Source organism: Thiothrix sp. (assembly GCF_028714775.1).
GTDB lineage: Bacteria > Pseudomonadota > Gammaproteobacteria > Thiotrichales > Thiotrichaceae > Thiothrix.
Genome location: NZ_JAQTLS010000021.1, coordinates 1 through 26,760, shown reverse-complemented (window position 1 = coordinate 26,760; position 26,760 = coordinate 1). Strand labels below are relative to the sequence as shown.

Genomic DNA, 26,760 nt, shown 5'->3' with positions numbered 1-26,760 from the left:
GTAAAGCAATGCCAGCAGAAATTTTAGATATTGGTATCCTCGTCCTGATCGTATTGTCAGCCGTTATTGGCCTAATACGTGGGTTTGTCAGGGAAGCCCTTTCCTTGGCGACGTGGATTGCAGCCGTCGGCCTTTCCTTCTTGTATGTAAAGCCGTTGGCTGCCGAGTTACCTTTCGCTGTACAAAGCGAAGTGGCGCGGATGGGGATTGCGTTCGCCATTATCTTTTTCGGTGTGTTGGTGGTGGGAGCCATCATCAACCACCTGTTAAGTACGGCGGTATCTTCCATCGGTCTTGGCAAGGTGGATCATGTGCTGGGTGGCGTGTTTGGCGTGCTGCGCGGTGGCTTGATCGTTACGTTGCTGGTGATGCTGCTAGGCTTGACGGTCAGTAAGCAGTCATGGTGGCAAAGTTCTTTGCTGGCTCCGTGGTTTGTCGGTATAGGGGAAACCATCAAAGCGGTAGTCCCAATCCCACAGAGTTTCTCCAATTACCTTGAGCATCCGACGGCGGTGATCCCTCCGTCTGAAGTGGTTCCGCAGTAGGTCGGAAAGGTAGTACCGTTTTCGCGAAAGTGGACAGCCATGCATGGAAGTGCATGGCTGTTTTGTTTTTGCGGGGTTAGAATATAACGTTTTCATGGCACGCGAAGGCAGGAATATGTGCGGAATTATCGGGATAATCGGGCATGAGCCTGTCAATCAGGCGATTTACGATGGCTTAACCGTTTTGCAGCACCGTGGGCAGGATGCTGCCGGTATCGTTACCAGTGATGGGCGCAAGCTTTATTTGCGACGTGAAAATGGGCTGGTCAAGGACGTGTTCCGCGAGCATCACATGCGTATGTTGCAAGGGAATATGGGGGTGGGGCATGTGCGTTACCCGACGGCTGGCTCTTCGTCATCCGCAGAGGCGCAGCCATTTTACGTCAATAGCCCCTACGGGATTTCTTTGGCGCACAATGGCAACCTGACCAATGCCCATGTGCTGAAAAAGGAACTGTACCGTCAGGATCGCCGCCAAATCAATACGGATTCGGATTCTGAAATCCTGTTGAATATTTTTGCACAAGAGTTGTCACGCCAGAATGCCTTGCACGTTACCCCGGAAGACATTTTTGCGGCGGTCAGCGGTGTGCATCGGCGTTGTAAGGGGGCGTATGCGGTAACGGCGATGCTGACCCGCGATGGTCTGGTGGGTTTCCGTGACCCCAATGGCATCCGTCCGCTGGTGTACGGTGTGCGCGAAAACCGCAGTGGCAAGGAATACATGCTGGCCTCGGAAAGCGTGGCGCTGGATGTGCAGGGCTATCGCTTGGTGCGCGACATTGAGCCGGGTGAAGCGATTTTCATTACCCCCGATGGCAATGTTTTTACCCGCCAGTGTGCTGACCACCCGAAGTATGCGACGTGCATTTTTGAATACGTCTATTTTGCCCGCCCGGATTCCATCATCGACAATGTGTTTGTGCACAAGGCGCGGATGCGGATGGGGCGCAAGATGGCGGAACGGGTCATGCGCGAATGGCCTGACCACGACATTGACGTGGTGATCCCAATCCCGGACACCAGCCGCACCTCGTCGCTGGAAATGGCCTATACCTTGGGTGTGCCCTACCGCGAAGGTTTCATCAAGAACCGTTACATCGGGCGTACTTTCATCATGCCGGGGCAAGCCAAGCGCAAGAAGTCAGTACGCCAGAAACTCAACCCGCTGGCCTTGGAGTTCAAGGACAAAAACGTGATGTTGGTGGATGATTCCATCGTGCGTGGTACGACTTCCGGTGAAATTGTGCAGATGGCACGGGATGCCGGGGCGCGGAAAGTGTATTTTGCCTCCGCATCACCCGCGATTAAATTTCCCAACATTTATGGCATCGACATGCCAGCGGCGAAGGAACTTATTGCCCACGGGCGAACCGAAGAAGAGGTTGCTGAGGCAATCGGGGTTGACCGGCTGTTCTATCTCTCGCTGGAGGATTTGATCGAAGCGGTCAGCAAGGGCAACTCGCGTTTGAAAAATTTTGATTGTTCCGTGTTCACCGGCAATTACGTGACGGGTGAAAACGCAGACTACTTTACTGAATTAGAGGCTTTACGCAATGATGCACAAAAAACCAAGCGTGAAAATGACATGGCTGCCATTGATATTTGTGACAGCACTTAATAGCGGGGTGGTCATGGCAGAACCACAGGATCAAGCACCGCAGGCACAAACGCCACAGCAAGCCCCCGTCGGTGCGGTGGTTGAAAACCGTTTCACCCCGATCCTCAATGAGTTGGCGAAAAACTTCCCGACTTATTCCACCAATAAGGTATTGGTGGTAGATGCAACGGCGCAAAAAATGATCCTTGTCGAACAGGGCAAGGCCGTGGGCGAATGGGTTATCTCCACCGCAACCAAAGGCTTGGGCAGCGAAAAAGGCAGTGATAAGACCCCGTTGGGCGTGCACCGCATCGCTGAAAAAATTGGTGCGGGTGCGCCGTTGGGGGCAATTTTCAAATCACGCCAGAATACCGGGCAGATTGTGGACATCCTCACCGCACCCGGCGCGGATAGTCCCGACGATTACGTGACCAGCCGTATTATGTGGCTGGATGGCTTGGAACCCGGCTTGAACAAGGGTGGGAACGTGGATTCCAAGGAGCGCTTCATTTACATCCACGGTACGGGTGAGGAAGGGCGTTTGGGCACTCCGGCTTCGCACGGCTGTATCCGTATGCGCAACAAGGATGTGATCGACCTGTTTGAGCGCGTGGATGAGAACACGCTGGTGGTGATTACCCAGCAACGTCAGGATAAATAATGCAAGATTTCCCGTGGGAGTTTGAAACACTGGCAGTCCGGGCGGGGCATGTGCGCACCCACGAAGGCGAGCATTCCGAGGCCATTTTCCCGACTTCCAGCTTTGTGTTTGGCAGTGCGGCAGAGGCTGCGGCACGCTTTGGTGGAACGGAACCGGGTAATATTTACGCCCGCTTCACCAATCCGACGGTGCGCTATTTTCAGGAGCGCTTAGCGGCATTGGAAGGTGCGGAAAGTTGCGTGGCAACCAGTTCCGGCATGTCCGCCATCCTGTCGGTGATGTTGGGTTTGCTGAAAGCCGGGGATCATGTGCTGTGTTCGCGCTCGGTGTTTGGCACGACCACGCTGTTATTGCAGAGCTACATCGCCAAATTTGGGGTGGAAATCAGTTTCGTCGAGCTGACCGATTTGGCAGCGTGGGAGGCAGGTTTGCAGCCTAACACGCGCTTGCTGTTTGCCGAAACGCCTGCGAATCCGCTGACCGAAATCGTCGACATCCGTGCTTTGGCGGATATTGCCCACCGCAATGGCAGTTTACTGGTGATCGACAATTGTTTCTGCACGCCTGCGCTGCAACGCCCCTTGGAACTGGGTGCGGACATCGTGGTGCATTCCGCGACCAAGTATTTGGATGGGCAAGGGCGTGCCTTGGGCGGCGCTGTCGTCGGCGATAAGGAACGGGTCGGCAAAGATGTGTACGGCGTGCTGCGTAACGGTGGCGTGACCATGAGTCCCTTCAATGCGTGGATTTTCCTCAAAGGGCTGGAAACGCTGAGTTTGCGCATGAAAGCCCATTGCGAGAATGCCATGCAGCTTGCCCAGTGGTTGGACGCGCATGAAGCCGTGGAACAGGTTTATTATCCGGGCTTGGTTTCGCACCCGCAGCATGAGTTGGCAAAACAGCAGCAAAGTGGCTTCGGCGGGATTGTGTCTTTCGTCGTCAAAGGCGGTAAAGATGCGGCGTGGCAAGTGGTTGATGCCACCCAAATGCTGTCGATTACCGCCAATCTGGGCGACACTAAGAGCACGATTACCCACCCGGCAACCACGACCCACGGGCGGTTGACACCGGAACAAAAAGTGCAGTCGGGGATTGCCGACGGGCTATTACGGGTTTCTGTGGGGCTGGAAAACATCCGCGATATTCAGCGCGATTTGGCACGGGGTTTGGGCGGGTGAAGCCGCGCCAGACTTTGCTGGAGCTTTACGCTACCGGGCTTGCGGCGGTCAATGGGGAGCAGGCGGTGTACCACGCTTTGCAAGCCAGCGGGAAACGTGACCCTCTCCACGTCATTGCCATCGGCAAGGCGGCAGAAGCGATGTTTTCTGGTGCGTGGCGTTACCTGCACGACAAGCTAGCCAGCGCTTTGCTTATTACCAAACACGGTCATGTAAGCACTGCGTTTGCTGCGTTGGATAATGTACAAGTCATTGAATCTGCCCACCCCGTACCTGACGAATCGTCCTTGCAAGCTGGCCTCGCCTTAATCACCTACCTGCAAAACTTGCCAGAAGATGAGGCTTACCTCTTCTTGATTTCCGGTGGTACATCCAGCTTGGTGGAAGTCTTGGAAGAGGGCTGGACGTTGGAGCGTTTGCAGGAAACCACGCAAGAATTACTCGCTAACGGCGCATCCATCCATGAAATCAACACGGTGCGCCGCAGCCTGTCACGGATCAAGGGCGGTAAGTTGTGGCAATACCTCGGTACGTGCCCGGTATCCTGCTTGCTGATTTCTGACGTGCCTGATGATGATCCGGCGGTGATTGGTTCCGGCCTATTGTTCCCCGCCCGCCCTGAAAATTTCGACTGGCAAATCGTCGCCAGCAACCAACAGATGTTGGCGGCAATGGGTGAGAACGCGGTCATCATGCCTGATTTCCTCGAAGGCAATGTCGAAAGTGCTGCCCAAACTTGCATTGAACACCTGCGCAACAGCGACCCCGGCATTTACCTGTGGGGCGCTGAAACCACCGTCCAACTTCCCGCCAATCCCGGACGTGGCGGACGCAACCAGCATTTCGCCCTTGCCGCCGCTTTGCAATTACGCCCTGACGACAACATCCTGCTATTGGCAGCGGGAACCGATGGCACGGACGGCGTGACTGAGGATGCCGGAGCTTTGGTCGATAACGGCACGACCCAACGTGGAAACTACCAAAACTTTGACCCTGTGGATTGTTTGCAACGTGCCGATGCGGGTACATTCCTTGACGCCAGCGGCGACCTGATCCATACAGGGCCGACGGGTACGAACGTCATGGATGTCATCATTGGTCTAAAACTGTAATGCAAAACCTCTACGAAGCAGCTTACGCCTGCCTGATGGAAACTGACCTCGAACGCAAATTGGCTTGCGCTACCCAGCTTTATGCCGATTGGCAGGCGGGCAAATTGTTACGTGAGGATACCTTGGCTTGCCCGGTGCAGCCTGTTGCCATTCCCGGACGCCCCGCCAAGCCGGAATTGGTTCACCCCAAACAGGTCAAACAGCGTAAGCTCTCCACCCCGGAAGGCCGTAGCGCCCTGTTACACGCCGTCACCCACATCGAGTTTAACGCCATCAATTTGGGGTTGGATGCAGTTTACCGTTTCCGCGACATGCCCTATGCCTACTACGGCGATTGGCTGCAAGTGGCAGCAGAAGAAGCCTACCATTTCAACTTGCTGCGTGGGCGGCTGGCGGATTTGGGCTGCACTTACGGCGACCTTCCCGCGCACAATGGTCTGTGGGAACAAGCCTGCAAGACCGATTACGATGTGATGGTGCGTATGGCCTTGGTTCCACGGGTGTTGGAAGCGCGGGGTTTGGATGTGACGCCGGGGATGATGGAACGCCTGCGGGAGGTGGGGGATGATCAAACCGTCAGCGTGCTGGAGATCATTCTGCGCGAGGAAATTGGGCATGTGCGCATCGGTTCGCGCTGGTTTCACTACTGTTGTGAGCAACGTGGGCTGGAAGCGGATGCTACCTTTCGTCAGTTGGTCTGCGAAGTGATGCACGCGCCGTTGCGTGGGCCGTTTTTTATGGAAGCCCGTTTACAAGCGGGATTCAGTGCCGAAGAGCTGGAAAAGTTGCTGGAAATCGGGCAAGACTGCGGTAACAGCCGCACTTGACGGGACAGGAATACTGAACTAAATAGTACTGGCTTATGCATGATAGAAAATAACGATTAGTAACTCATAGGTATCATGCGCTATATGAGCCAGTGGAAAGTTTTCAACTGAAACGAATTTGCCTATTAGACGAGGATTGTCTGTGTTAGTGAGTATGTCTGCTGCAAGGCGCTTTGCGGCTTCTCTCCTGTTGATTCTTATTAGTGTCGGTTCCTCCGCTTATGCGGCCTGTGACCAGTACGGCCCTGCTGTCCTGAACACTTTGGCGAACCAATACCAATATGAAATCATTTCTGCCTCCCGTTCCAACGGTGTTAATCCTAACCTCATCAAAGCGGTCATTACCGCCGAAAGTTGTTTTCGTCAGCAAGCGGTGTCGAATAAGGGAGCTGGTGGCTTGATGCAGCTTATGCCTGCCACGGCCCGCCGCTTCGGGGTTTCCAACCGTTTTGATAGTACTGAAAATATCCACGGTGGGGCGCGTTACCTGAAGTTCTTGCTCAACCGTTACGGTGGCAGCATCCCTCATGCGGTTGCCGCTTATAACGCGGGTGAAGGGCGTGTGGATGTGTATGGCACGGCAGTGCCTTTCGTCGAAACCCAGAATTACACCCGGCGCGTGTTGAACGCTTACGGCAAGTTGTCAGGTGGCGGGCGAGGGCGCGTACAGCAAGCCAGCTACCACAGGCAAGCAAGGCCGCAATGGGGTTTTGTGGGCGGTAAACGCATGTATTCTGCCAAAGGCCGTCCAGTGCTGGTCAGCTACCGCCACGCGCGACTTCCGCCACAGATTAGGTTCCATGAAGCTGCGGCACGTAAACCTGTGGTTGCTCGGAAAAAGAAAGCAGAAGAAATATGGGGAATGGGGTTCTAATTCCCCATTCCCTTGCCGTTTTAGGCTTTCAGCCGTTTGTACTTGATCCGCTGCGGGTGTAATTCATTCCCGTGGCGGCGCTTGTAATCTTCTTCGTAATCGCTGTAATTCCCTTCAAACCACGTTACCTGCGAATCCCCTTCAAATGCGAGGATGTGGGTGGCAATACGGTCTAAGAACCAACGGTCATGCGAGATCACCACCGCGCAGCCGGGGAAGTTGAGCAAGGCTTCTTCCAACGCTCGCAAGGTTTCCACGTCGAGGTCATTGGTTGGTTCGTCGAGCAGCAACAGGTTGCCACCGGATTTGAGCAGTTTCGCCAAATGCACACGGTTGCGTTCCCCACCCGATAAATCCCCAATGCGTTTTTGTTGGGAATCACCTTTGAAGTTGAAACGTCCGCAATACGCGCGTGATTGGATTTGGTAGCCACCCACAGTCATGATGTCGTGCCCGTCAGCAATTTCCTGCCACACGGTTTTATTCGGGTCGAGATCATCGCGGGATTGGTCAACGTAAGCAATCTTGACGGTTTCGCCAACTTTGAATGTGCCGCTATCGGGTTGTTCTTGCCCGGTAATCATGCGGAACAAGGTGGTTTTACCTGCACCGTTGGGGCCAATGATGCCGACAATGCCGCCTTTTGGCAGGCTGAAACTGACGTTTTCATACAGCAAACGGTCGCCAAAGGATTTACTGATACCATTCGCTTCGATCACTAAATCGCCAAGGCGTGGGCCGGGGGCAATGTAGATTTCGTTGGTTTCGGCACGTTTTTGGTAGTCGCTGGAAGAGAGTTCTTCAAAGCGTTGCATCCGCGCTTTGCTCTTGGCGTGGCGACCTTTGGGGCTGGAACGTACCCATTCCAATTCCTGTTTCATGGCTTTTTGGCGGCCTTGCTCGGACTTACTTTCTTGAGCGAGGCGGTTTTGCTTTTGTTCCAGCCATGAGGAATAGTTACCTTCCCACGGGATGCCTTGCCCACGGTCGAGTTCCAGAATCCAGCCCGCCACGTTGTCGAGGAAGTAGCGGTCATGGGTGACGGCGACGACGGTGCCGGGGAAATCTTGCAGGAAGCGTTCCAGCCAAGCTACCGATTCGGCGTCAAGGTGGTTGGTCGGTTCGTCGAGAATCAGCATGTCGGGGGAAGACAGCAGCAAGCGGCACAAGGCGACGCGGCGTTTTTCACCACCGGAGAGCGTGGAAACATCGGCATCCCACGGTGGCAGGCGCAGTGCATCGGCGGCAACTTCGAGTGTGTGTTCGAGGTTGTGCGCGTCGGCAGCTTGCAGGATATTTTCGAGGCGGGCTTGTTCGGCGGCGAGTGCGTCGAAATCAGCATCCGGCTCGCCGTAGGCAGTGTAGACTTCATCAAGGCGGGCTTGCGCGTCTTTGATGACTTTCAAGCCTTCTTCGACGTTGCCACGCACGTCTTTGGTCGGGTCAAGCTGCGGCTCTTGCGAGAGGTAGCCGATGTTGATGCCGGGTTGTGGGCGGGCTTCGCCGAGGATGTCGGTGTCAATGCCTGCCATGATGCGCAGCAAAGTGGACTTACCCGCGCCGTTGTAGCCGAGTACGCCGATCTTCGCGCCGGGGAAGAAGCTGAGGTAAATGTCTTTGAGAATGTAACGGTTCGGCGGTACGACCTTGCCGACACCGTTCATGGTGTAGATATATTGCGCCATCCAAAACTCCCTGTCGCTGATGCTAAAGGGAGGGATTATGCAATATTGGGCGGGGTGGGGGTAGGGGTATCGAGTGCGACTTGGAGCAGTAACTGTTTGGCAGCATCAGCCTGATGGTTTACCAACATCTGTTGTAATTCGGTAAGGATTTTTTCCAGTGCTGGTGAGCCGATAAATGGCTCATCGCCGCGCATGATTTTAGGGTGGCGGGTAGGTTGGGCATTGCTGCTGGAAATCAGCAGTTCTTCGTAGAGCTTTTCGCCGGGACGCAAGCCCGTAAAGGTGATTTCGATGTCGCCTGTCGGATTGCTTTCATTTCGTAGTGTGCGTCCGGCAAGGCGGATCATGTCGCGGGCGAGTTCGGTGATTTTGACAGGTTCGCCCATGTCTAGCAGGAAAATGTCGCCGCCTTGCGCCATGCTGCCGGTTTGGATAACCAATTCCACCGCTTCATGAATCGACATGAAATAGCGGATGATGTCAGGGTGGGTAACGGTAATCGGGCCGCCGTGGGCGATTTGTTCTTTGAACAGTGGGATTACCGAGCCGGACGACCCTAGTACATTGCCGAAACGTACCGCACAGAACCGTTGCCCGCTAGCCTGCAAACGTGCTTGTTCTGCGAAATGCTGCATGATCAGTTCCGCCCAGCGTTTGGTTGCGCCCATCACGTTGGTAGGGCGCACGGCTTTGTCGGTGGAAATCAGTACGAAGGTTTCCGCACCGTTGGTAAATGCAGCTTCTGCCACGTTCCATGTGCCGAAGACGTTGTTGGCAGCACCTTCGGTGATGTTGGCTTCTACCAGCGGGACGTGTTTGTGGGCAGCCGCGTGGTAAACGGTGTGGATGTGGTGTTCGCGGAATAGGCGGTTCAGTAAGGCTTTGTCCTTGACAGAACCCAATGCGGGGATCAACAGGCAGTTGGCTTGCGGAATCAGGGAACGCTCAATTTGGTAAAGGGCGTGTTCGTTTTGTTCCAGCAAGATCAGGCGTTCAGGGTGTAAGGCCACGATTTGTTGGCACAGTTCAGAACCGATGGAGCCGCCTGCACCTGTGACCATGACGTTTTTACCAGTGATGCATTGCCCTAATAGTTGCGGGTCGGAAACAACCGGGTCGCGCCCCAGCAGGTCGCCGATGTCGACTTCGCGCAGCATATTCACCAAGTGTTTACCGCTGGCAATGTCGCTTAAGGAGGGGAGGATGCGAACTTTTACCGGGAATTGTTCAAGAAAGTGGACGATCTCGCGGCGGCGTGACTGGGAGCTGGAGGGCAGGGTGACGATCACATCTTCCACCCCCAAGCGTTCGATGAGTTCAGCCAAAAAATTGGGGGTGTAAACTCGTAAGCCATCTACGTCGCGGCCTTGCAGTTGCGTGTTATCGTCCAAAAAGCCTGCGGGGAACAACTGCTGTGCTTGACGTAATGATACCGCTAACTGGCGACCAGCTTCGCCAGCCCCGTAAATCAGCACTTGTTTGCCGCTGGCGAATTGCTTACGCACGGGAATCCATAGCAACCAACGCGCGGCAAAGCGCGTGCCAAGCACCAGCGCGACCGCTAAGAGCCAGAACAACAGCGGCACAGAACGCGGCAACCCTGCTTCCTTTCCCCCCAGTGACAGCAAGAAGGCCAGCGTTGCCCACAACACGGTGGTAATGCTGACGGCTTTGAGTATGCTCCAGAACGCTTGTTCACCGAGATAACGGATAACCGAGCGGTACAGCCCCAAGCGGATAAATACCGGAATGGCAATGGCGGGTGCAATCACAGTGATAAACAACTGCACACGATTGGGTGTAAAATCATCACCTAAACGTAGGTAGTAAGCACCCCATGCCGCAGCCATCAACGCCAGCACATCCGCCACTGCCATGAGCCACTGTTTGGTGGGGCGCTGTAAACCTGTCATGTAGTCGGCGAAACTGCCTGAGTTTTCAGTTTCCCCCGCGCCTATTGCCCATACACCGATGCTAATGGGCAAGTACGCTAGCACCAGCCAGAAGTGGCTTTGTTCCGAGTAGCGCAGGGATAGCCATGCTAGCGGGAGCAACCAGAACACGTTGATGCCGATTGCCAGTAAGGTCACTTTGGCGTGGGACTGCCAATGCCGCGCCAAGCGTTGGTAAGCATGACTACGGTGGGCTTCGGAGAGTCGTTGCCCCGCCAATAGGCGTTTAAACAGGGTAACACTGGCATCGCTGATGAAGACTGCCGCTAAGATTGCCCAACTGGCATAGTTCATCCATTTCAGACTGATGGTTAGCAAGGCCAGAAACAGGATCATGAAAGCAAGGAACAGGCTACCCGTGTCACCCATGAAAATCTTTGCAGGCGACCAGTTATGCCATAAGAACCCCGCTGCGGCTGAAGCTAGGCACAACATCCACACCCACACGGTGGTTTGCATGACCTCCGGGTGAACGAAGGCAATCAAGCCCGCCGCACCTGCCAGCATGAAAATCGCTTCGGTGGCGGCGATGCCGTCGATGCCGTCCATGAAGTTGAACAGGTTCAGCCACCACACGCCCGCGAACAGCACCAAGCCGAAAGACAGCCATAACGGGATACCTTCTATTGCTTCCAAGCCGTTAACGGGCAGAACATAAAGTGCCGCCAACAAGCCCGCACAGGCCGCAATCTGGATCACCAAGCGCAAAGAAGCAGGCAAATTATGGATGTCATCCACCAGCCCTTTGATGGCAACGATCAGCGCAAGGCCGATGGCTACCCAATACGTCACATCATTGACATCCTCTTGCCACAACAGCCAGAGGGTAAACAGGATAGTGCTGACCACAATGCCGATACCGCCGCCGTGCGGGGTGATTTTGACGTGGGAAGAGCGTTGGTTTGGCTCATGCACCAAGCCTAAAAAGGGCGCGTACTGGATGGTGAGCTTGGTGGCAAACCATGCCATGATGGCGGGGAGGAGGAGGTTAGCGAGCAATTCAAGCATAAGATGCCTGCCGATAAGCCATAACCGTTTGCGCTAGACCCGCATCCACTGAAAACGGTAGTTGCCAGCCCAAGGTTTGGCAGATTTTATGGTTGTCCAGTAGTAATGAACCCAGCAGGCGTTCGGCTTCTTGTTTGCGCCCGATAGCTGTGAGTAGGGGCAATAAGATAGCGGGAGGGATGTTCAGCAAGCGTGGTTTTCGTTGGAAATGGGTTGCCATTTTGCGGATGAGTTCGGCAGTCGAGAGGGCTTCATTATCGCAGACCAAAAAAGTTTGGTTGGTGGCGGCAGGATGCTCAATGCACACGCGGATGGCATCCACCAAGTTGCCGATGTAAAGCAGGCTGCGTTGGTTAGCGACTGCACCGAATGGTAAGGGAATGCCTTTTTCCACCCATTGCATCAGACGCAGGAAGTTGGCTTTGACACCCGCGCCGTAGATGAGTGGAGGGCGTAGGATGACCACTTCCATGCCCGTTTTTGCGGCGATTTCCAGTAAACCTTGTTCCGCTTCCCATTTGGAAATGGCGTAAGGGTCGGTGGGGGCGGGTGGGTCTTGTTCGGTGTAGGGTGTGTCGCGGCCTTCGCCGTTGACTTTAATAGAGCTGAGGAAGATGAATCGGCGCACGCTAGCGGTGGCTGCTTGACGGGCTAAGTTAAGGGTGCTGGAGGTATTGGTCGCACGGTAGGCGGCGAGTGGGTCAGTGGCGCTGTCTTGCATCAGGTGGACGCGGGCGGCGAGGTGGATGACGCAATCAACACCGGAGATGACGCTTGACCAGTCGGTGTTGGGGGTGATGTTGCCGAAGGTGGTGCGGGAGATGGGGCGAAAGGTGTAACCCTTGTCTGCTAACTTGGGGCATAGGTGGGAGGCGACGAAGCCGGACGCGCCTGTGATTAATGCAGCAGCCATAATCAGGTTGGTTTAGACCAGACGGTACGGTTCACATAATCAACGTAACTTAGGACAACCCGCAATAATTTTTTGGATACCACTTCTACTTCGTAGTCTTGAACGGGTTGTATCTCGCGCTTAGTCTTATCATATTGGGTAATAATGATGCGCACTGCATCCAGCACCCGTTCTTTCTTCAAACCACTCATGATTAGTGTGCCGACATCCATGCCCTCTGGACGTTCGTGGGCATTGCGGATGGTAACAGCGGGTAGGTTGAGCAAAGAGCTTTCTTCAGTGATTGTACCGCTGTCCGACACAACGCATAGCGATTCCATCTGCAATTTAATGTAATCACAGAACCCGAAAGGTTTGAGAAATTGGATGAGTGGGTTGAGTTTTCCAATATTTAAAGCATCCAAACGTTTTTTGGTGCGTGGATGAGTTGAGACAATGACCGGATAATTATAAGTTTCTGCCAAGGCATTGAGTGTTTCGAGCATATCTAACAGGTTTGTGGCGCTATCAACATTTTCTTCTCTGTGTGCGCTGACAATAAAGAACTGATTCGCTGTCAGTTCCATGCGTTGCAGTATGTCCGATTCCTGTATTTTTGGCATATAATAATCTAGCACCTCACGCATATGCGAACCAGTTTTGATAATGGTTTCAGGTCGGATACCCTCGGCAATCAAATAACGCCGTGCGTGTTCGGTTAAGACTAAATTAATGTCACTCAAATGGTCGAGTACCTTGCGGTTCAATTCTTCCGGTACACGCTGATCGAAGCAGCGGTTTCCTGCTTCCATGTGGAATACAGGAATTTTGCGGCGCTTTGCAGCAATAACGGCTAAGCAAGAGTTTGTGTCCCCATACAGCATGACAGCATCAGGTTGTTCTTTCTCCATGATTCCGTCGGCCTTCTCGATTACACGCGCAATAGTCTGCGCTGCATTTTCACCAACAGCTTCAAGAAAGTGATCAGGTTTGCGGATACCTAAGTCTTCAAAAAAGAGTTGGTTTAGCTCGTAATCGTAGTTTTGTCCGGTATGAACCAAAATATGCTGGGTATGTTGGTCAAATTCAGCAATGACACGGCTCATTTTGATGAGTTCAGGGCGTGTTCCAACAATGGTCATGACCTTAAGCATGAAGTTCTTCCTTAATGAAATCCAGTTTTAGCAGTAATTTTTTGACTTGTTCGACGTTTAACTGGTCGGTATTGTGGGAGGTATAGTCTTCTTGTTGTGAGATTTTTTCTTCACCTTCACTGAAATATTGCGCGTAATTGAGATCGCGGTTATCCGCAGGAATACGGTAATACTCGCCTAGGTCTTGGGCTTTTACCATTTCCTCCCGTGAAATTAATGATTCATACAGTTTTTCACCATGTCGTGTGCCGATAATGCGAATTGGGTTATCGTTGGTAAAGATTTCTTTCAGTGCTTGTGCTAAGTCGGCAACGGTCGAAGCAGGGGCTTTTTGTACAAAGATGTCCCCCTGCTTGGCGTGTTCAAAAGCATACAATACTAGGTCTACAGAATCTTCCAGTGACATAAGGAAGCGCGTCATGTTCGGATCAGTTACAGTAAGTGGTTTGCCTTCTTTGATTTGTGATACAAACAATGGGATGACAGAGCCACGTGAGGCCATCACGTTACCGTAACGGGTAGCACATAACACAGTTTCTCCGTCATTCTGCATTCGAGCTTTGGCAATCATGCATTTTTCCATCATTGCTTTGGAGATGCCCATTGCGTTGATGGGATAGACAGCCTTATCCGTGCTCAGCATCACTACACGCGCCACTCCACGGGAAATGGCGGCTTCCATTACATTTTCAGATCCTAGTACATTTGTTCGTACCGATTCCAGAGGATAAAATTCGCATGATGGTACTTGTTTCAATGCCGCTGCGTGAAAGACATAATTTACGCCTTTCATTGCCTGATAGATGCTGTCGTAATTGCGGACATCGCCGATATAGAATTTTAATTTTGGATCATTCAATGCGATACGCATTTCTTCTTGCTTCTTTTCATCGCGGCTGAAAATACGTATCTCACGTACATCGGTCGAAAGAAAACGTTTGAGCACAGTATTTCCGAAAGAACCTGTGCCGCCAGTGATCATTAATACTTTATCTTTGAACATTGTTTGATCCCAATTTACTTGTATGTGTGCATTAGTTGAATTAGCTCCGGCCATTCTGGAGCTATATAGCCTGTTGCCAGATGAAAGCGTGTTGCATCAAGTGAACGATCTATCACCAATTTATCGTCTGGTATGATGTTAATGATTTTTCCATATACATTAGCGATTAATTTTAGTAGATCGAATTTATTGATTGGTTTAGCAGCGACATGGTACAAGCCAGAGAGTTCCGCGTGTGGGATTACCACATCACGGATGATTTGTGCTAAAACGACGGTAGGTAATCCAGAAAATATCGCTTTTGTATACCCATTGCAATGTTGTTGCTGAGATAGGAACCAATCGACCAAACTATGTCTACTCTGCAGTTCATGTCCTATGATAGATGTACGTAAGGTGATGGTATTTGGATAGGCTACTTCTCCAAGGAACTTTGACTTCCCGTAGAGATCCTTGGCATCAGATTGGTCAGATTCATGATAGTAGCCTTTATCTCCTGAAAAGATACAATCTGTACTTATGTGTACTAATCGTGCCCCTGACAAATTACATAGTTTAGTAAGCCTATGAGGTAATAGTGTATTGATTGGTATCGCATTTAGTGGGTTTTCTACGTCGGCTAATTGTTTAATCAAACCAATACAATTGATGACAACATGAGGACGGACTTGAATAAATGCGTCTACTAGTGAATCATGCTGCTCTACATCCACACCCGAAAATAATCGCTTGCTAATTTCAGGATGAAAAAACTGCTTTGCGCTTTCTGAGCGCACTGTCCCATAAACCTGCCAATCGACTTTCTCGCTCAGTACTCGGATCATTGTGTTTCCGAGCATTCCGCTGACACCTAATATTAATATTCTCATTTGACTTTATTCTCGTTGGTCACATACAGACCGTAAATGCTCAATCAACTGATCAATCAAACGACTATGATCGAAATGTTTTTGATAGTATAAGCGTCCGTTGTCGCCCATTTTTTCACGTTCATGAGGCGAGAGTTGATATAAACTCAATACGGCATTTGCTAGGGCATGAGCATCTTCTGCTGGGACGGCCACTCCTGCTTGAGCTTCGGTAATCAAACGTGCGCCTTCTCCATTTAAACAAGCAATGATTGGTTTTCCTGTTGCCATATAAGCCTGCACTTTATTGGGAACAGTTGCGGCAAAGATTGGTTGGTCTGCAAGTGTTACTAATAATGCTGATGCTTTTTGCATGAAATTGGGCATTGTTTCTATAGGGAAGCGTCCGGGCAAATGAAGGTTGTTCAGACCGCGTTGCTGTACTTCCTTCAACATCCATTCACGGGTACTACCATCGCCCAACACAACAAAATGAATATCTGAATATTCTTTCAGTAAAAATGCGGCTTCGACTATTACACCAACAGCCTGTGCTGCACCGATGTTGCCAGCAAACATGACACTAAACCCCACATCCAAGCCTTTGATTAGTGGTGGCGGTGCAGTGGTTGGTATTGAGAATATATCATCCACTGAATTAGGGTAATACAATACAGGAGTTCCTGATGCCAAGGCTCGGACGGGGGCTTCAAATGCTTGCGATTGCACCAACAGCAAATCTACATGGCGGTAAATGAAACGGACAACATGCCTCATCACTGAAAGGATATAAGGGTTAGAAATATGCCCTGTTGCTGATAAGCTTTCAGGCCATAAGTCTTGTACCCATAGAACGGCAGGACAGCCTTTCAGCCAACCAAGGAAAATTGCGGGGATGGCTTTAAGTATGGGTGAAGGGGCATAGACGAGAATTATATCGAATTTTTTTCCGCGCAGCATCCACGGTGCAAACACTAGCCCAGATAAGACGAAGGATAAGTAATTTAGTGCTAACCGTATTCCCCCATTTCCTCTAGCTAGAAAAGGGATGCGGTTAATAGTGATTCTTTGGTGTGTTTCGTGCTGACAGTTCCAAGATTTGTATCCATCAAACACTTTTCCCCTTGGGTAATTTGGTTTGGCTGTCAGGACTTCGGCTTCAATATTTTTATCTATTAGTGTTTGTGCTACTCCATTAATGGAGAAGTTTTCAGGCCAGAAATATTGGGTAACTATTAATATTCGCATTTATAATGAAGAATCTATCTTGGAAGTGCTTTTTGATTTAAGTAGATCTTCGTAAAGGATAATGTATTTTTTAATCACGATACTCCAAGAGAAAGTTTCAGAAATATAAGTTTTTATATTTTGTTTCATAACAAGAAGTTTAGCGGTATCCGATAGCGCTGATACTAAGCCTAATTTTAACCCGTCGACTGAGGCAGGAGTTATCCAGCCATATCCCTTCTCAGCAATTTCATCTAAACCACATTGATCTGTAAATAATGCAGGTGTCCCGCAAATACCCGCCTCAAGAACAACAATCGACATGGCTTCATGTCTTGAAGGAATCGCTAATAAGGTTCCAGCGTGATATGCACGAGATTTATCTTCCCCTTCAAGATAACCAATGAAATGGACGCGATGCTCCACTGCATAACTTTTAGTGATGTTCTTAAGTGTTTGAAGTAATCCACCATCAGGACCTACAAAAACTAAATCTATTTCAGGGAAATCATCTTTGATGAAGCAAAAAGCCTGCAACAATAGATCAGGGCCTTTAATTAGATTTAAGCGACCAACGAATAAAATAAAAGGACGATTTCCTAGTGCGTATTTCTTTCTGAAAGAAATATCATCATTGGCAGTGAAGTCGAATTTATCTACACCATTAGGGATGGTAATTACATTTTTTTCTTTTACGCCATGTTCAAAAAAATCTAATTTTTCATTGGTCGTTATTGCGATGCATTTCGCTGCATTGTCAATGATTTTTTGTCCGATAAGCCAGTTGTAGATTTTTTTTAAAATTCTTGATCGACCAAAAATCGGAAGTGCTCCTGCGGGACAAAAAACATAAGGTTTATCAAGAGATCTGGCGGCGAGATAAACCATTGCATTTAATATTGTCCAGTGACCCATTAGATGAATAATATCAAATTCCATAACAATTTTCTGGATTTTTCTATATGAAACTTTTGGGATAAAGAATCGTTTTAACAAAGAGGGAATAACAATAAGCTGTTCTTCTGATAATGCGTTTGCTCGTTTGTCTGAATGTTTATCATCAATGGTTAGTATAGAGCACTGAATACTATTCTTGGTAAGGTAATGGCTTATTTGGAACGTTCTCTCCGCCGTTCCTCCCCCTGTTATAGGGTTCATTGTGTGATTGACATTAAGGATTTTCATTGTTTAAGATGGTATTATATATATTTAAGGTCATATCTTTAATCATATCTCCATCTAGTCTTTTCTTGGCGATATTCCAATTTAATTCAGCAGCTTGATCGACAAGGTTGTCATCAGTTAGTGCGATGCGTATACTCATTTCAATAACGTCAGGATCTTCTGGAGGAACAATCATTCCGCTTACACTATGTTCTATCCATTCATTCACACAAGCTGTGCAGCTTTGAATTGGAAATGAACCCATAACCATGGCTTCAAGGAAAGATGTACTAATAGCATCACTAATGCTTAACCCTATAGAGATTCGAGCTTGCGCGTGTAATATGAGCATGTCTTTATGGGATGTTTCAAGTGGAATTATTCGGGTTGGTATTCCATTTTTCTCGCTAAATAACTCGGCAGCTAGCACTACATCAGGTGGGGCGGAATAAATACATATTTCATATCCACCTAACAAATCAATACATCGTTCTAAAGCCCGTAATCCTACTAATGCTCGACCAGCCCAATTTTGATACCCTTTTAGCATTATCAGGTGTCGCGTAGATGTTTTGTTTTGGCGTAATAATTCTAGCTCTTGTAAGTTGAATCCACCGGTATTTGGAAAGACTGGCAATGTGCGTCCCCTAAATCCGAAAGTATGTGCTAAATTAATATCCCGTTGGCATTCACAAGAATAATAGTCACACTTGGTAAGTACCTCACGTATTTTTTTTTTATGCGTCTGTAATCTGCCAAATAAAAAAATATCACTTCCCCAATTAGTGACAATCCATGTGGGGAAATGACTATCAAAGGCATTTTTTGCTTCTAATGTAAGATACCCCGCAGCTTGTATTTCCATTGAATGGATAATGTCAGGGTGTAGTTTTTTTATTGTCTTTATAAGATTTTTTAATTGATTTGTCGGATGTTTTTTTTCATGATGTCTTTCAAGCCAAGAAATTAATTTAACACCAGATTTAAAATTGAACTTTTCAAATAAGTACTGAGCTAGACCAAAGAGTTTTGACTGAATGATAATAGCATTCTCTAATTTCTGGTGAGCTTTGACTCCTCGTATTGATGGGAAAATATAAACTTTCCAACCTTGATGAGTGATTTGCTCAATCCAGCGTGCTGTATGGATACTATCAATCATCGCGACAACTAAAATGCTTCTATTCATGGTTCTAACACGGCTATGGTATAATTTCATCTAATAGCCATAAACCAAGGTGCTTATCCGAAAATTTACCATGATATTCGCTACATTTCTCATCAATCAAACGTAGTGGTTTAGGAAAGTTGAATGGTGCCAATCGTAAATTAAGCGGTCTCCAAATATCGCTCCCGACTAAGTCTGTATTGCTTGTTCTTTCAGTAAATGTGGTAGTCAATAAATATTTTGCTCCACTTCTTTTGAAATTGCTGATAATCTTATTAGCATCTTCAAATGTTAAATGAACTAAACAATCACGGCAAAAGATTAAATCTGTTTTTGGTAAGTCGCTTTCGGCTAAATTTAAACATAAAAAGTTAGTTGAAGAATTGCCAAATTGGCGTAAATTATCTTCTATCAATGTATCAACTATATCTATGCCAATGTAATGCTCCACCCCAAGCGGAGTTTCTTTCATCCAAAAAAAGTCTCCGCAAGGGGCATCCATAAAGGATGTAATACCTAACTCTTCTATCAATTTGGGTAGTTCATGCCGAATTTCTGCCGTTTGTTTCATATTTGAACCCTCTCCAGAACGAGAGTCTTTGCCACCGAATATGTTGTTTGCATATATTTGTGAAAATTTATCTCTAAGATTTTTATTCTCGTTAAGGTTTTCATTTTTTATGAAAAATAATTTTTTTAGCGATTTAAGCATTGTCTGACCTTATGTCTAAGTATTATAAAAAGTACACGTAATTTGGAGATTACTACATCAAGATACTTAACTCGTGTAAGCATAAAAGTCGATTTAAGATTGTCCCATAATGAGCCTTGTCCTAGATTTTCAATGGCTAATGTTGATGCATATTTTGCAGCATTGTAAAAGCCACGGTATTGCATACTTGCCGAAATTTTTGCATAGGATAAACTGATTGAACTATGTGTGGCCGCTTTTAGTTCTGCTTCTGATAGTCCACTGATGAAATCAGTTAACAAGCGATCACATTCAGCTTGTGCTATTTCACTCATTTTTACACTACCTTGCTCCGCGTGTTGGCGAGCTTTTACTAAAAGTTTAGGTTCGTGAACGAAGTTATACTCCTTAGCGAGTCTGAACCATAAATCATAGTCTTGTGTAGTACGCAGATTCTCATCAAATAATCCGCATTCTTCAAATGTAATTTTTGGTATTAGTAGAGTGCAACCATGTAAAATGTTTTTAACCGTGAGAAAGTATCGAAATTGCCCTGGTGATGTATTGGGTAGTTTTTTTTCGCTGATAATGCTTGGATCAGTTGAAAATACAGCATAATCTCCGTATAAAATAGTTTTTTTGTTTTGTAATTGGGTTAGGGTTTGCACTTGAGATTCTATTTTATTTGGATAATATAAATCATCATGGCTCAGCCATGAAAAATATTCCCCAGACATATTACTAATCGCAAAATTTAATGCTGATCCCACACCGCCATTCACCTTGGAAAAGTACCGGATTTTATCACCATAAGATAAAGCAATATTCTCTGTTGCGCCATTATCACTCGATCCATCATTAACTACAATAATTTCAATGTTTTTGTAGGTTTGGGCTAGTGCGCTATCAATGGCTTGGGATAAGTAGTCTGATCCATTATAAACTGGAATGACGATAGATATTTTAGGAGTAAAGATCATTTGCCTGCCAAATATTGTTGGTTTTTTCTAAAACTACGCAGTTTCTTTAAATGAGGTAATGCAAGATAGTATCCTATAAAAGCCAATCGATAAAAAGTTAGTGGCGAATAGCTAATAGATCTAAATAATAATTTGCATCCACTAGCTGATGCTTTTGGCATGGTTAGCAATGCTTTAGCATAAAAAAAACATAGGCGGGATGCCCCTTTGTTTAGAATTTTCTTATCAATTGAGTTATCCTCAGCAAAGACTTTATCAATATAATATGTAACCGCATCCTCAATTTTTTGTGGGTTTTGTCCAGCTAACGCATTCCCTTCATGAGTTCGCAAATTGCATGTTGGGATTGGAATCGCGTCAACAAGAAAAATCTTAGCAATCCGTCGCCACATATCAGTATCCTCAAAACGCTCCATTTTTTCATCAAATCCCCCAACTTTGTCAAATACTTCACGTCTTGCCATTACTGTTGGTAACGTAATTGTAATTGGTCTAAAGAATGCAATTTCCTGATAAATCCAACCTGAAACCAATGCATCATAATAATGACTTATTGGATTACCATCTTCATCCATACAATGGGCAGAGGTATAAATCATACCTACATCAGGATGGGCATCCATATAGCCTACTTGTAATTCAAGTTTGTTAGGCAAATATAAGTCATCAGAGTCAAGAAAAGTAATATAGCATCCAGTTGCTAGGCTGAGGGCATGGTTGCGGGCATTTGAGCGACCGTGATTCTGTTGGTAGATGTATTTTAACTTGTCAGTGATAAATGATTTGATGACATCTGCTGTTCCGTCAGTTGAGCCATCATCAACAATAATGATTTCAAAATCTTGAAAAGTCTGAGCTAATATGCTTCTAATCGCATCGCCAATAAATTTTTCGCGATTAAATGTCGGAATAATTATGCTAATCGTAGGGGGTGACGATTTCATTGACGGTGATGTGTTTTGCTTTATTGTTGTCATGCTAGGTATATTAGATATGATTTATATTGTTAATTTAAAAGGATAACTTTCCATGAGTCTCGGAAATTAGCTTACGGTACATGGAGGTCACAATATGGCGAATTCTATTCCTTCCAGCAAGAGTCGGTAGCCAAGCACGGTTGGTTTTGGCGATACTATCTGCTAAAACATCATCATTCATTGCTCTGACCAGTGCTTCTGCTATAGCTGCTGGGTCAAGATTAGGGGCATAGATAGTGTGTATGTTATTTAAAAAAAGAGAACTTATTGTATCAATTGGTGAAAGAATGGGGACTGTATGCGAGGCCATCGCTTCATACATGGAGTTGGGTATGCCATCACTTAATGAGGGAGCTAAAAGAACGCGGGCGGAGCGATAAATTTCCAGTAACTGTTCGCGAGGTAGCCTGGCATGGATTTCTACTTGTGTTCCGTAATGACCAAAAAACTCATTGAACCAATATTCCACATCAGGTGTCGCGGCAGTTGCAATCAAGCGAAACTTACCGATACGGGGCAATGCCAATCGAAGAGCTTCTAGTACGACCATGCCATCACTCTGTATGCAGTTGTAGGCCTTTGGCCAAAGTATCAGACGTTCCTTCTTGGATGGCAATGGCACGTCATCGAATAATGCAGTATCTATGCCGCCTGTTCCTGGTACTGCGCCAGTTGTTGACAGTTTTTCTGGATTAAGACCCATATCCAAAGCGTAAGTATAATTTTGTTGGTTGTCGGCAATAAAGTAGTCACAACGATCTAATATTGACTTTATTTCTTTTTCTAAGATTGGAGATTTTCTATTTAGAGCGATATCCGGTCCGCCACGAGCTTGAACAATCCATTTCGGCTTGTAACCAATATTTTTCTCTGATATCAATCTAATAAAAAATGCACTGGCTGGAAAAACTCCTAGAGTATGCACTATATGAGGTTTAAATGTTTGCAATGCCCTCTTTATGTTGGTCAACTGATAAGAGTTGTATTGTCCGTAACTATGAATTTTTTCTATTTTTTGTTTTTTGGTTTTCAATCCAATATGATTATAAAATTTATTAAACTTAACAAGAAAGTGTTGCTGAAAGAAACTCAGATGCATGACATCGGTAATTGGGAAGTCTACTATTGGGGGAGGCGTTGAACTAATATGTAATCCGTAAACTTCAAATTCTTTTTTGGATGAAGATAAAAGGTCTATCCAACTAAGTGCGTGGCTACTGTGTAATTCACCAATAAAAAGTATACGGATAGGTTCAAGCATCCAATACCTCTTGCGCCCACAATTCCGTCATCATTAACAACCAAGGTCTGGTCCAGTGTACCTTACCCGCAAGAAAAGCATACAGTACTTGTTGTACGGCAACAGGCTCAAAGAAACCTCTTTTCGCTGTCGTTTCGGTGGAAAGAATATCCTTCATTATGGGCAATAACATACCTCGTAACCAACTATCGATGGGTAATGTGAAACCTTTTTTTGCACGATATGCAAAACCATTAGGAAGAAGTGGTAAACCTATTTCGAGTAATAAACGTTTGGTACCAGATGCGGCATAGCTACCGTGCGGTGCTAAGGGGTTACCTGATGTCATTTTGGCAGTTTCTGGTAAGGCTAGTGCAAAATCTAATAAATTCTCATCAAGTAAAGGAACTCTGACCTCTAGGCCATGACTCATTGCAGCAGTATCAATATCTGCCAATAACTGATCGCGAGTATATCCTGACAAAAGCATGCCGGTAACGCGAGAAAAAGTGCCTGCCTGATTAAGTGGATCTGGCCTAGGAGCTGGAGACCGCGTTCTTGGGCAAAGAGCAGATGCTGCAAGTACATCAAAAATTCGGTATTGAGCATCAAAAGTACTATTGAAAGTTTCCTTTCTATAGTATCCAATCATTCGCTCTTTCCAAGGTCGCTGCACAAACTCCTGCATTGCGCCAAACCAAGGGTAGCCCGCAAAAAGCTCATCGCCTCCCGTCCCAGAAATGGCCACGGTCAACTCTTGGCTGGCAGCTTTGGCGACAAACCACGAATTAACGCCATCGACAGTGGGGTGATCAAGTCCTCTGGCTATAGCCCGCAGATTTTCGTAGATATCACGTTGCTGCACAATAATTCGGGTATAGTTAATTCCTAGATGTCGTGCAACCATTTCTGCATCATTGGTTTCATCTTCTGAATCAGTTTCTAAGCCTCCCTCAAAGCCTACCGAAAACGCCCTTAAATCATGGTGTTCACGTGCCATTAGGGCAACCAAGAGCGAAGAGTCGATTCCTCCAGATAAAAATGCACCAAGGGGGACATCTGCAACTGTTTGGTGTCGAAGAACACTACCTAAAAGACTTTCCCCGTGTTTGACAAGTGAAGGCCAATCTTCTCCGGTTAAGTCAATAGCACCAACAAGAAAAGGTCGAAAACAATTTAGGACTGGTGGCTTACCATGTTGTAATTTTAGTGTAAATCCTGGTAGAAGCCACTTAACTCCCTGTAAGATACTGTCTGGTTGGGGGATTGAACCATGTTCCAAAAGTGCTCTGAGTGATGCCCGGTCGATGTCTTTGTTTACTAGTCCAGAAGCTAAAAGAGCTTTTAACTCAGAGGAAAAAATAAAGCCTTCAGACGTTTCGGCATAAAGAAACGGTTTGATTCCAAGCGGATCCCGAGCACAAAAAAGCTTTTGCTCACAACTATCCCAAATTGCAAAAGCATACATTCCTTGGATATGTTGGACACAACCTTCGCCGTAGCGAAGATAAAGTGTTAATAAAACCTCTGCATCAGAGTGACCGAGAAAACTGAAGCCCTCTGCTTCAAGAAATTTCTTTTCTTCTTGAAAATTATAGAGTTCTCCATTGTAAACGAGAGTTACGCCATCTCTCATCATTGGCTGTGCGCCTGCCATCGAAGTGTCAATCACCGCAAGTCTTGTGTGCCCCAATCCACAATGGTTCTCAACATGAATTCCTGAACCATTCGGACCACGATGACTCATGGCATCAGTCATTTGTATAAGCGCAGTGCGGCAGCTATCTCCTACAATTGTTTTTGAAAGAATTCCTGCAATGCCACACATGAGAAAATCCTTAAGCTAAGTCGCGCTTTTGGGCGACAATAAGGTAAGTATGACCCCGGAAAGGGAGGTACTTGATTTTGAATTTAAAACAAAAGCGTATAATGGGGTTAGCCAAGAAATGTTGTATTCTTGCTTCCCATGATGGATTGCCCAAGCAGCCAAGCTTGTGCGACAAAATCTTAGGTAGGTAAGTTTCCATCAAGTAATCAGGTAACGGCTCCCATTTTTGGATTAGAATTTTTAGCCCAAGTTTGTCAAGCAAAGAATTCAAGCTAGATGGAGTCCAAATGGAAACATGGTGTGGTGGAATAGCTGTGTGAGAATCTGCAAAAAAACGAATCGGCCCACTATGATCTGGTACACTTACGACGAGCAATCCCCCAACCCGCAATTTGGCTATACTTGTTTTTAATAGGGAAACAGAATCAGATACATGTTCTATTACTTGGAAAAGTGTAACCGCATCTAAATTGCTTGGGGCATCTTGTAGATCAGTATGCAGTGCAACACCTTGTGGTAGCTTCTCTCGAATAGCAGAGTTAGCATCATTACCATGGCAAGAAATATTCGGTAACTGCTTTGTCACCATATCTAAAAAGGCTCCCTGACCGCAGCCAATGTCTAATACTGAATGAGATTTGGCAGAGCGCAATACCTTAATAGCTACATGAAAATCCCAGCGATCTGTCAAATAATATTCATGAAGGGTTATATCAGTATAGAAGGCATCACTACCTATGGTCATTGGTAGGAAAACTCCATAGTCGCAATTATTACATTTATAAAGTGTCAATGTAATGTTATTAGGATAATTTCCCCATGTACTTTTGGAAAGAACTATCCCATTGGTTTCCCACTTATGAAGTACGTCAAATAATTTGTGTGTAACGTTTGTTTTTTTTATCTGTGCTTCACAGCAAGGGCAAGTATACAAGTTCAACAAAATCCTCCTATACGATTAACTATGCGTTTTATCCAGCTACGGTAGCGAGATGTGAGTGCCAAAATATCAGTCGGAACTTCTTCAGGGGCTATCGGTCTCACATTACCCCACGTGCTTTTAATATAAGATGAGAATGCTAACGACGCAAAAAGAGGTTGATAATCAGTAAGGGTGTTCTTTTCAGTGAAAATACTATCGAATGGTAATTGAAATGGTGCGTCGGTTTTCTTTCTTAAAACTGAATAAATCATTAAGTCTCTGTCATCATAATTTCGATAATTTTCTAGATTAAATTGATAAAGGATAGGGTGATAATCAACAGTAAAAACAAAGTCAATAATTTCGTAGCCATTTGCTGCGGCAACGTCTGCGATCATTCGTGGCTGTATCGCGTAATAACCATGATTAGCATTGCAATTAGATGGCAATGCGTGAATCATCAAACCATCTGGTTTGCACGCTTCATGGGCGTTACGGAAAGCACTAGCAATATCAAAAACATGCTCAAAAGTACCTAAGTCCGTTACCAAATCAAATGTGTCTGTAAAACCGTAAGTACCATGAAGATTGGTATTGAGATCATAAGCCAATGCTCCATGTTCGGCTGTGGCATCAATACAAGTATAATCACTTAGTCCATATAATTCATAAAGTATTCGGGCAGAGTCGATGCTAGAACAGGAATGCGCTACTCCACAACGTCGTGCATGATTAGCAGCAGCACTAGGTTCTGCACTAATGTCTTGCGCGCCAAATTCGAGAACCTTTCCTTTATTTGACAAATGTCCTCGAGCCTTTAGTGAAGATAGCAGGGTAATGTATTCAAGGTTGATTCCCACAAATACCTCGTTTATATATGATTAGAAAATTAAGTCGGTGTGTGCAAGGTCTTCGTATGCTGTTTCTTCAGCAATTCCCGCTATCCACCCAGAATCCGAGTATCACAAGCTCGGAGCCACTTTGATTTTTGCAGGTAAAACGACCCATCTCAGCCCCTGAAAGCCTGCCCGAATACCGCCTGACCTCGCACAACCCAACACCCTGTTGGAAAACCCCAGCACACCAAAACGCCTAATGGGAACCTCTAAAAACCCAGTGAGGTTCAGGCAAATGTGGGAAAATCCACCTGAAGCAACAACCCCGCCACCCGCCATGAAACAGAAAAGTGCCGTCAAAACCAGCCTGTTTGCCGCCGAAGAGCGC

23 protein-coding genes are annotated in these 26,760 nt (G+C 47.0%); 7 read left to right on the top strand and 16 right to left on the bottom strand.

Annotated elements, in window-relative coordinates:
• Positions 1-8 precede the first annotated feature (8 nt).
• The 7 genes from PHE17_RS16945 to PHE17_RS16915 all read left to right on the top strand — a co-directional run bounded on the left by PHE17_RS16945 (position 9) and on the right by PHE17_RS16915 (position 6,797).
• Positions 9-545 carry a CvpA family protein gene (locus PHE17_RS16945; protein ID WP_301017087.1) on the top strand — a complete coding sequence of 179 codons (537 nt, stop codon included), beginning with the start codon at positions 9-11 and terminating at the stop codon, positions 543-545.
• Positions 546-660: 115 nt separating this feature from the next.
• A complete protein-coding gene (purF, locus tag PHE17_RS16940) occupies positions 661-2,166 on the top strand; it encodes an amidophosphoribosyltransferase (RefSeq protein WP_301017086.1) in 1,506 nt (501 codons plus the stop codon).
• Between the two features lie 13 nt (positions 2,167-2,179).
• Complete coding sequence (locus tag PHE17_RS16935; protein ID WP_301017085.1) at positions 2,180-2,806, top strand: L,D-transpeptidase; 627 nt, start codon at positions 2,180-2,182, stop codon at positions 2,804-2,806.
• Positions 2,806-3,984: an O-succinylhomoserine sulfhydrylase gene (locus tag PHE17_RS16930; RefSeq protein ID WP_301017084.1), complete on the top strand. Its 1,179-nt coding sequence runs from the start codon at positions 2,806-2,808 to the stop codon at positions 3,982-3,984. Before PHE17_RS16935 ends, PHE17_RS16930 begins: the two co-directional genes overlap by 1 nt.
• Positions 3,981-5,096: a DUF4147 domain-containing protein gene (locus PHE17_RS16925; protein WP_301017083.1), complete on the top strand. Its 1,116-nt coding sequence runs from the start codon at positions 3,981-3,983 to the stop codon at positions 5,094-5,096. The genes PHE17_RS16930 and PHE17_RS16925 overlap by 4 nt, the downstream gene beginning before the upstream one ends.
• Positions 5,096-5,923 carry a ferritin-like domain-containing protein gene (locus tag PHE17_RS16920; RefSeq protein ID WP_301017082.1) on the top strand — a complete coding sequence of 276 codons (828 nt, stop codon included), beginning with the start codon at positions 5,096-5,098 and terminating at the stop codon, positions 5,921-5,923. The genes PHE17_RS16925 and PHE17_RS16920 overlap by 1 nt, the downstream gene beginning before the upstream one ends.
• Before the next feature lie 154 nt (positions 5,924-6,077).
• Positions 6,078-6,797 (top strand): lytic transglycosylase domain-containing protein, encoded by a 720-nt coding sequence (locus PHE17_RS16915; protein ID WP_301017136.1) that lies wholly within the window; start codon positions 6,078-6,080, stop codon positions 6,795-6,797.
• A 20-nt stretch (positions 6,798-6,817) separates the two neighbouring features.
• Here PHE17_RS16915 and ettA read toward each other — a convergent pair whose 3' ends face one another.
• The 16 genes from ettA to PHE17_RS16835 are packed head-to-tail and all read right to left on the bottom strand — an operon-like array spanning position 6,818 to position 26,396.
• Entirely contained in the window at positions 6,818-8,482 is a 1,665-nt protein-coding gene (gene ettA / locus PHE17_RS16910; protein ID WP_301017081.1) for an energy-dependent translational throttle protein EttA, read from the bottom strand.
• A 35-nt stretch (positions 8,483-8,517) separates the two neighbouring features.
• Positions 8,518-11,442, bottom strand: coding sequence for a polysaccharide biosynthesis protein (locus tag PHE17_RS16905; RefSeq protein WP_301017080.1), 2,925 nt, complete (start codon positions 11,440-11,442; stop codon positions 8,518-8,520).
• Entirely contained in the window at positions 11,435-12,355 is a 921-nt protein-coding gene (locus PHE17_RS16900; RefSeq protein WP_301017079.1) for an SDR family oxidoreductase, read from the bottom strand. The genes PHE17_RS16905 and PHE17_RS16900 overlap by 8 nt, the downstream gene beginning before the upstream one ends.
• Before the next feature lie 2 nt (positions 12,356-12,357).
• Entirely contained in the window at positions 12,358-13,488 is a 1,131-nt protein-coding gene (gene wecB, locus PHE17_RS16895) for a UDP-N-acetylglucosamine 2-epimerase (non-hydrolyzing) (RefSeq protein WP_301017078.1), read from the bottom strand.
• Positions 13,481-14,491 (bottom strand): nucleoside-diphosphate sugar epimerase/dehydratase, encoded by a 1,011-nt coding sequence (locus PHE17_RS16890; RefSeq protein WP_301017077.1) that lies wholly within the window; start codon positions 14,489-14,491, stop codon positions 13,481-13,483. Before PHE17_RS16890 ends, wecB begins: the two co-directional genes overlap by 8 nt.
• A 14-nt stretch (positions 14,492-14,505) precedes the next feature.
• Positions 14,506-15,360 carry an SDR family oxidoreductase gene (locus PHE17_RS16885; protein ID WP_301017076.1) on the bottom strand — a complete coding sequence of 285 codons (855 nt, stop codon included), beginning with the start codon at positions 15,358-15,360 and terminating at the stop codon, positions 14,506-14,508.
• 6 nt (positions 15,361-15,366) lie between these two features.
• Positions 15,367-16,587: a glycosyltransferase family 4 protein gene (locus PHE17_RS16880; protein ID WP_301017075.1), complete on the bottom strand. Its 1,221-nt coding sequence runs from the start codon at positions 16,585-16,587 to the stop codon at positions 15,367-15,369.
• The gene (locus PHE17_RS16875) at positions 16,588-17,751 is read right to left on the bottom strand and encodes a glycosyltransferase (RefSeq protein ID WP_301017074.1); all 1,164 of its coding nucleotides are present in this window, start codon (positions 17,749-17,751) and stop codon (positions 16,588-16,590) included.
• Positions 17,738-18,919, bottom strand: a complete 1,182-nt coding sequence (locus PHE17_RS16870) for a glycosyltransferase (protein ID WP_301017073.1) — start codon at positions 18,917-18,919, stop codon at positions 17,738-17,740. Before PHE17_RS16870 ends, PHE17_RS16875 begins: the two co-directional genes overlap by 14 nt.
• A gap of 13 nt (positions 18,920-18,932) precedes the next feature.
• On the bottom strand, positions 18,933-19,610 hold the full coding sequence (locus PHE17_RS16865) for a hypothetical protein (RefSeq protein ID WP_301017072.1): 678 nt from the start codon (positions 19,608-19,610) through the stop codon (positions 18,933-18,935).
• Positions 19,595-20,569: a glycosyltransferase gene (locus PHE17_RS16860; protein ID WP_301017071.1), complete on the bottom strand. Its 975-nt coding sequence runs from the start codon at positions 20,567-20,569 to the stop codon at positions 19,595-19,597. The genes PHE17_RS16865 and PHE17_RS16860 overlap by 16 nt, the downstream gene beginning before the upstream one ends.
• Positions 20,566-21,546 (bottom strand): glycosyltransferase family A protein, encoded by a 981-nt coding sequence (locus PHE17_RS16855; RefSeq protein ID WP_301017070.1) that lies wholly within the window; start codon positions 21,544-21,546, stop codon positions 20,566-20,568. Before PHE17_RS16855 ends, PHE17_RS16860 begins: the two co-directional genes overlap by 4 nt.
• Before the next feature lie 34 nt (positions 21,547-21,580).
• Complete coding sequence (locus PHE17_RS16850; protein ID WP_301017069.1) at positions 21,581-22,807, bottom strand: glycosyltransferase family 4 protein; 1,227 nt, start codon at positions 22,805-22,807, stop codon at positions 21,581-21,583.
• Complete coding sequence (gene asnB, locus PHE17_RS16845; RefSeq protein WP_301017068.1) at positions 22,800-24,614, bottom strand: asparagine synthase (glutamine-hydrolyzing); 1,815 nt, start codon at positions 24,612-24,614, stop codon at positions 22,800-22,802. The genes PHE17_RS16850 and asnB overlap by 8 nt, the downstream gene beginning before the upstream one ends.
• A gap of 10 nt (positions 24,615-24,624) precedes the next feature.
• Complete coding sequence (locus PHE17_RS16840) at positions 24,625-25,554, bottom strand: class I SAM-dependent methyltransferase (RefSeq protein WP_301017067.1); 930 nt, start codon at positions 25,552-25,554, stop codon at positions 24,625-24,627.
• Complete coding sequence (locus PHE17_RS16835; protein ID WP_301017066.1) at positions 25,551-26,396, bottom strand: methyltransferase domain-containing protein; 846 nt, start codon at positions 26,394-26,396, stop codon at positions 25,551-25,553. The genes PHE17_RS16840 and PHE17_RS16835 overlap by 4 nt, the downstream gene beginning before the upstream one ends.
• Between the last annotated feature and the right edge of the window lie 364 nt (positions 26,397-26,760).

Coding starts and splice junctions, on each gene's coding strand:
- PHE17_RS16945 (WP_301017087.1), top strand. CDS start 9: ATGCCAGCAGAAATTTTAGATATTGGTATCCTCGTCCTGATCGTATTG.
- purF (WP_301017086.1), top strand. CDS start 661: ATGTGCGGAATTATCGGGATAATCGGGCATGAGCCTGTCAATCAGGCG.
- PHE17_RS16935 (WP_301017085.1), top strand. CDS start 2,180: ATGGCAGAACCACAGGATCAAGCACCGCAGGCACAAACGCCACAGCAA.
- PHE17_RS16930 (WP_301017084.1), top strand. CDS start 2,806: ATGCAAGATTTCCCGTGGGAGTTTGAAACACTGGCAGTCCGGGCGGGG.
- PHE17_RS16920 (WP_301017082.1), top strand. CDS start 5,096: ATGCAAAACCTCTACGAAGCAGCTTACGCCTGCCTGATGGAAACTGAC.
- PHE17_RS16915 (WP_301017136.1), top strand. CDS start 6,078: ATGTCTGCTGCAAGGCGCTTTGCGGCTTCTCTCCTGTTGATTCTTATT.
- ettA (WP_301017081.1), bottom strand. CDS start 8,482: ATGGCGCAATATATCTACACCATGAACGGTGTCGGCAAGGTCGTACCG.
- PHE17_RS16905 (WP_301017080.1), bottom strand. CDS start 11,442: ATGCTTGAATTGCTCGCTAACCTCCTCCTCCCCGCCATCATGGCATGG.
- PHE17_RS16900 (WP_301017079.1), bottom strand. CDS start 12,355: ATGGCTGCTGCATTAATCACAGGCGCGTCCGGCTTCGTCGCCTCCCAC.
- wecB (WP_301017078.1), bottom strand. CDS start 13,488: ATGCTTAAGGTCATGACCATTGTTGGAACACGCCCTGAACTCATCAAA.
- PHE17_RS16890 (WP_301017077.1), bottom strand. CDS start 14,491: ATGTTCAAAGATAAAGTATTAATGATCACTGGCGGCACAGGTTCTTTC.
- PHE17_RS16885 (WP_301017076.1), bottom strand. CDS start 15,360: ATGAGAATATTAATATTAGGTGTCAGCGGAATGCTCGGAAACACAATG.
- PHE17_RS16880 (WP_301017075.1), bottom strand. CDS start 16,587: ATGCGAATATTAATAGTTACCCAATATTTCTGGCCTGAAAACTTCTCC.
- PHE17_RS16875 (WP_301017074.1), bottom strand. CDS start 17,751: ATGAAAATCCTTAATGTCAATCACACAATGAACCCTATAACAGGGGGA.
- PHE17_RS16870 (WP_301017073.1), bottom strand. CDS start 18,919: ATGAATAGAAGCATTTTAGTTGTCGCGATGATTGATAGTATCCATACA.
- PHE17_RS16865 (WP_301017072.1), bottom strand. CDS start 19,610: ATGCTTAAATCGCTAAAAAAATTATTTTTCATAAAAAATGAAAACCTT.
- PHE17_RS16860 (WP_301017071.1), bottom strand. CDS start 20,569: ATGATCTTTACTCCTAAAATATCTATCGTCATTCCAGTTTATAATGGA.
- PHE17_RS16855 (WP_301017070.1), bottom strand. CDS start 21,546: ATGACAACAATAAAGCAAAACACATCACCGTCAATGAAATCGTCACCC.
- PHE17_RS16850 (WP_301017069.1), bottom strand. CDS start 22,807: ATGCTTGAACCTATCCGTATACTTTTTATTGGTGAATTACACAGTAGC.
- asnB (WP_301017068.1), bottom strand. CDS start 24,614: ATGTGTGGCATTGCAGGAATTCTTTCAAAAACAATTGTAGGAGATAGC.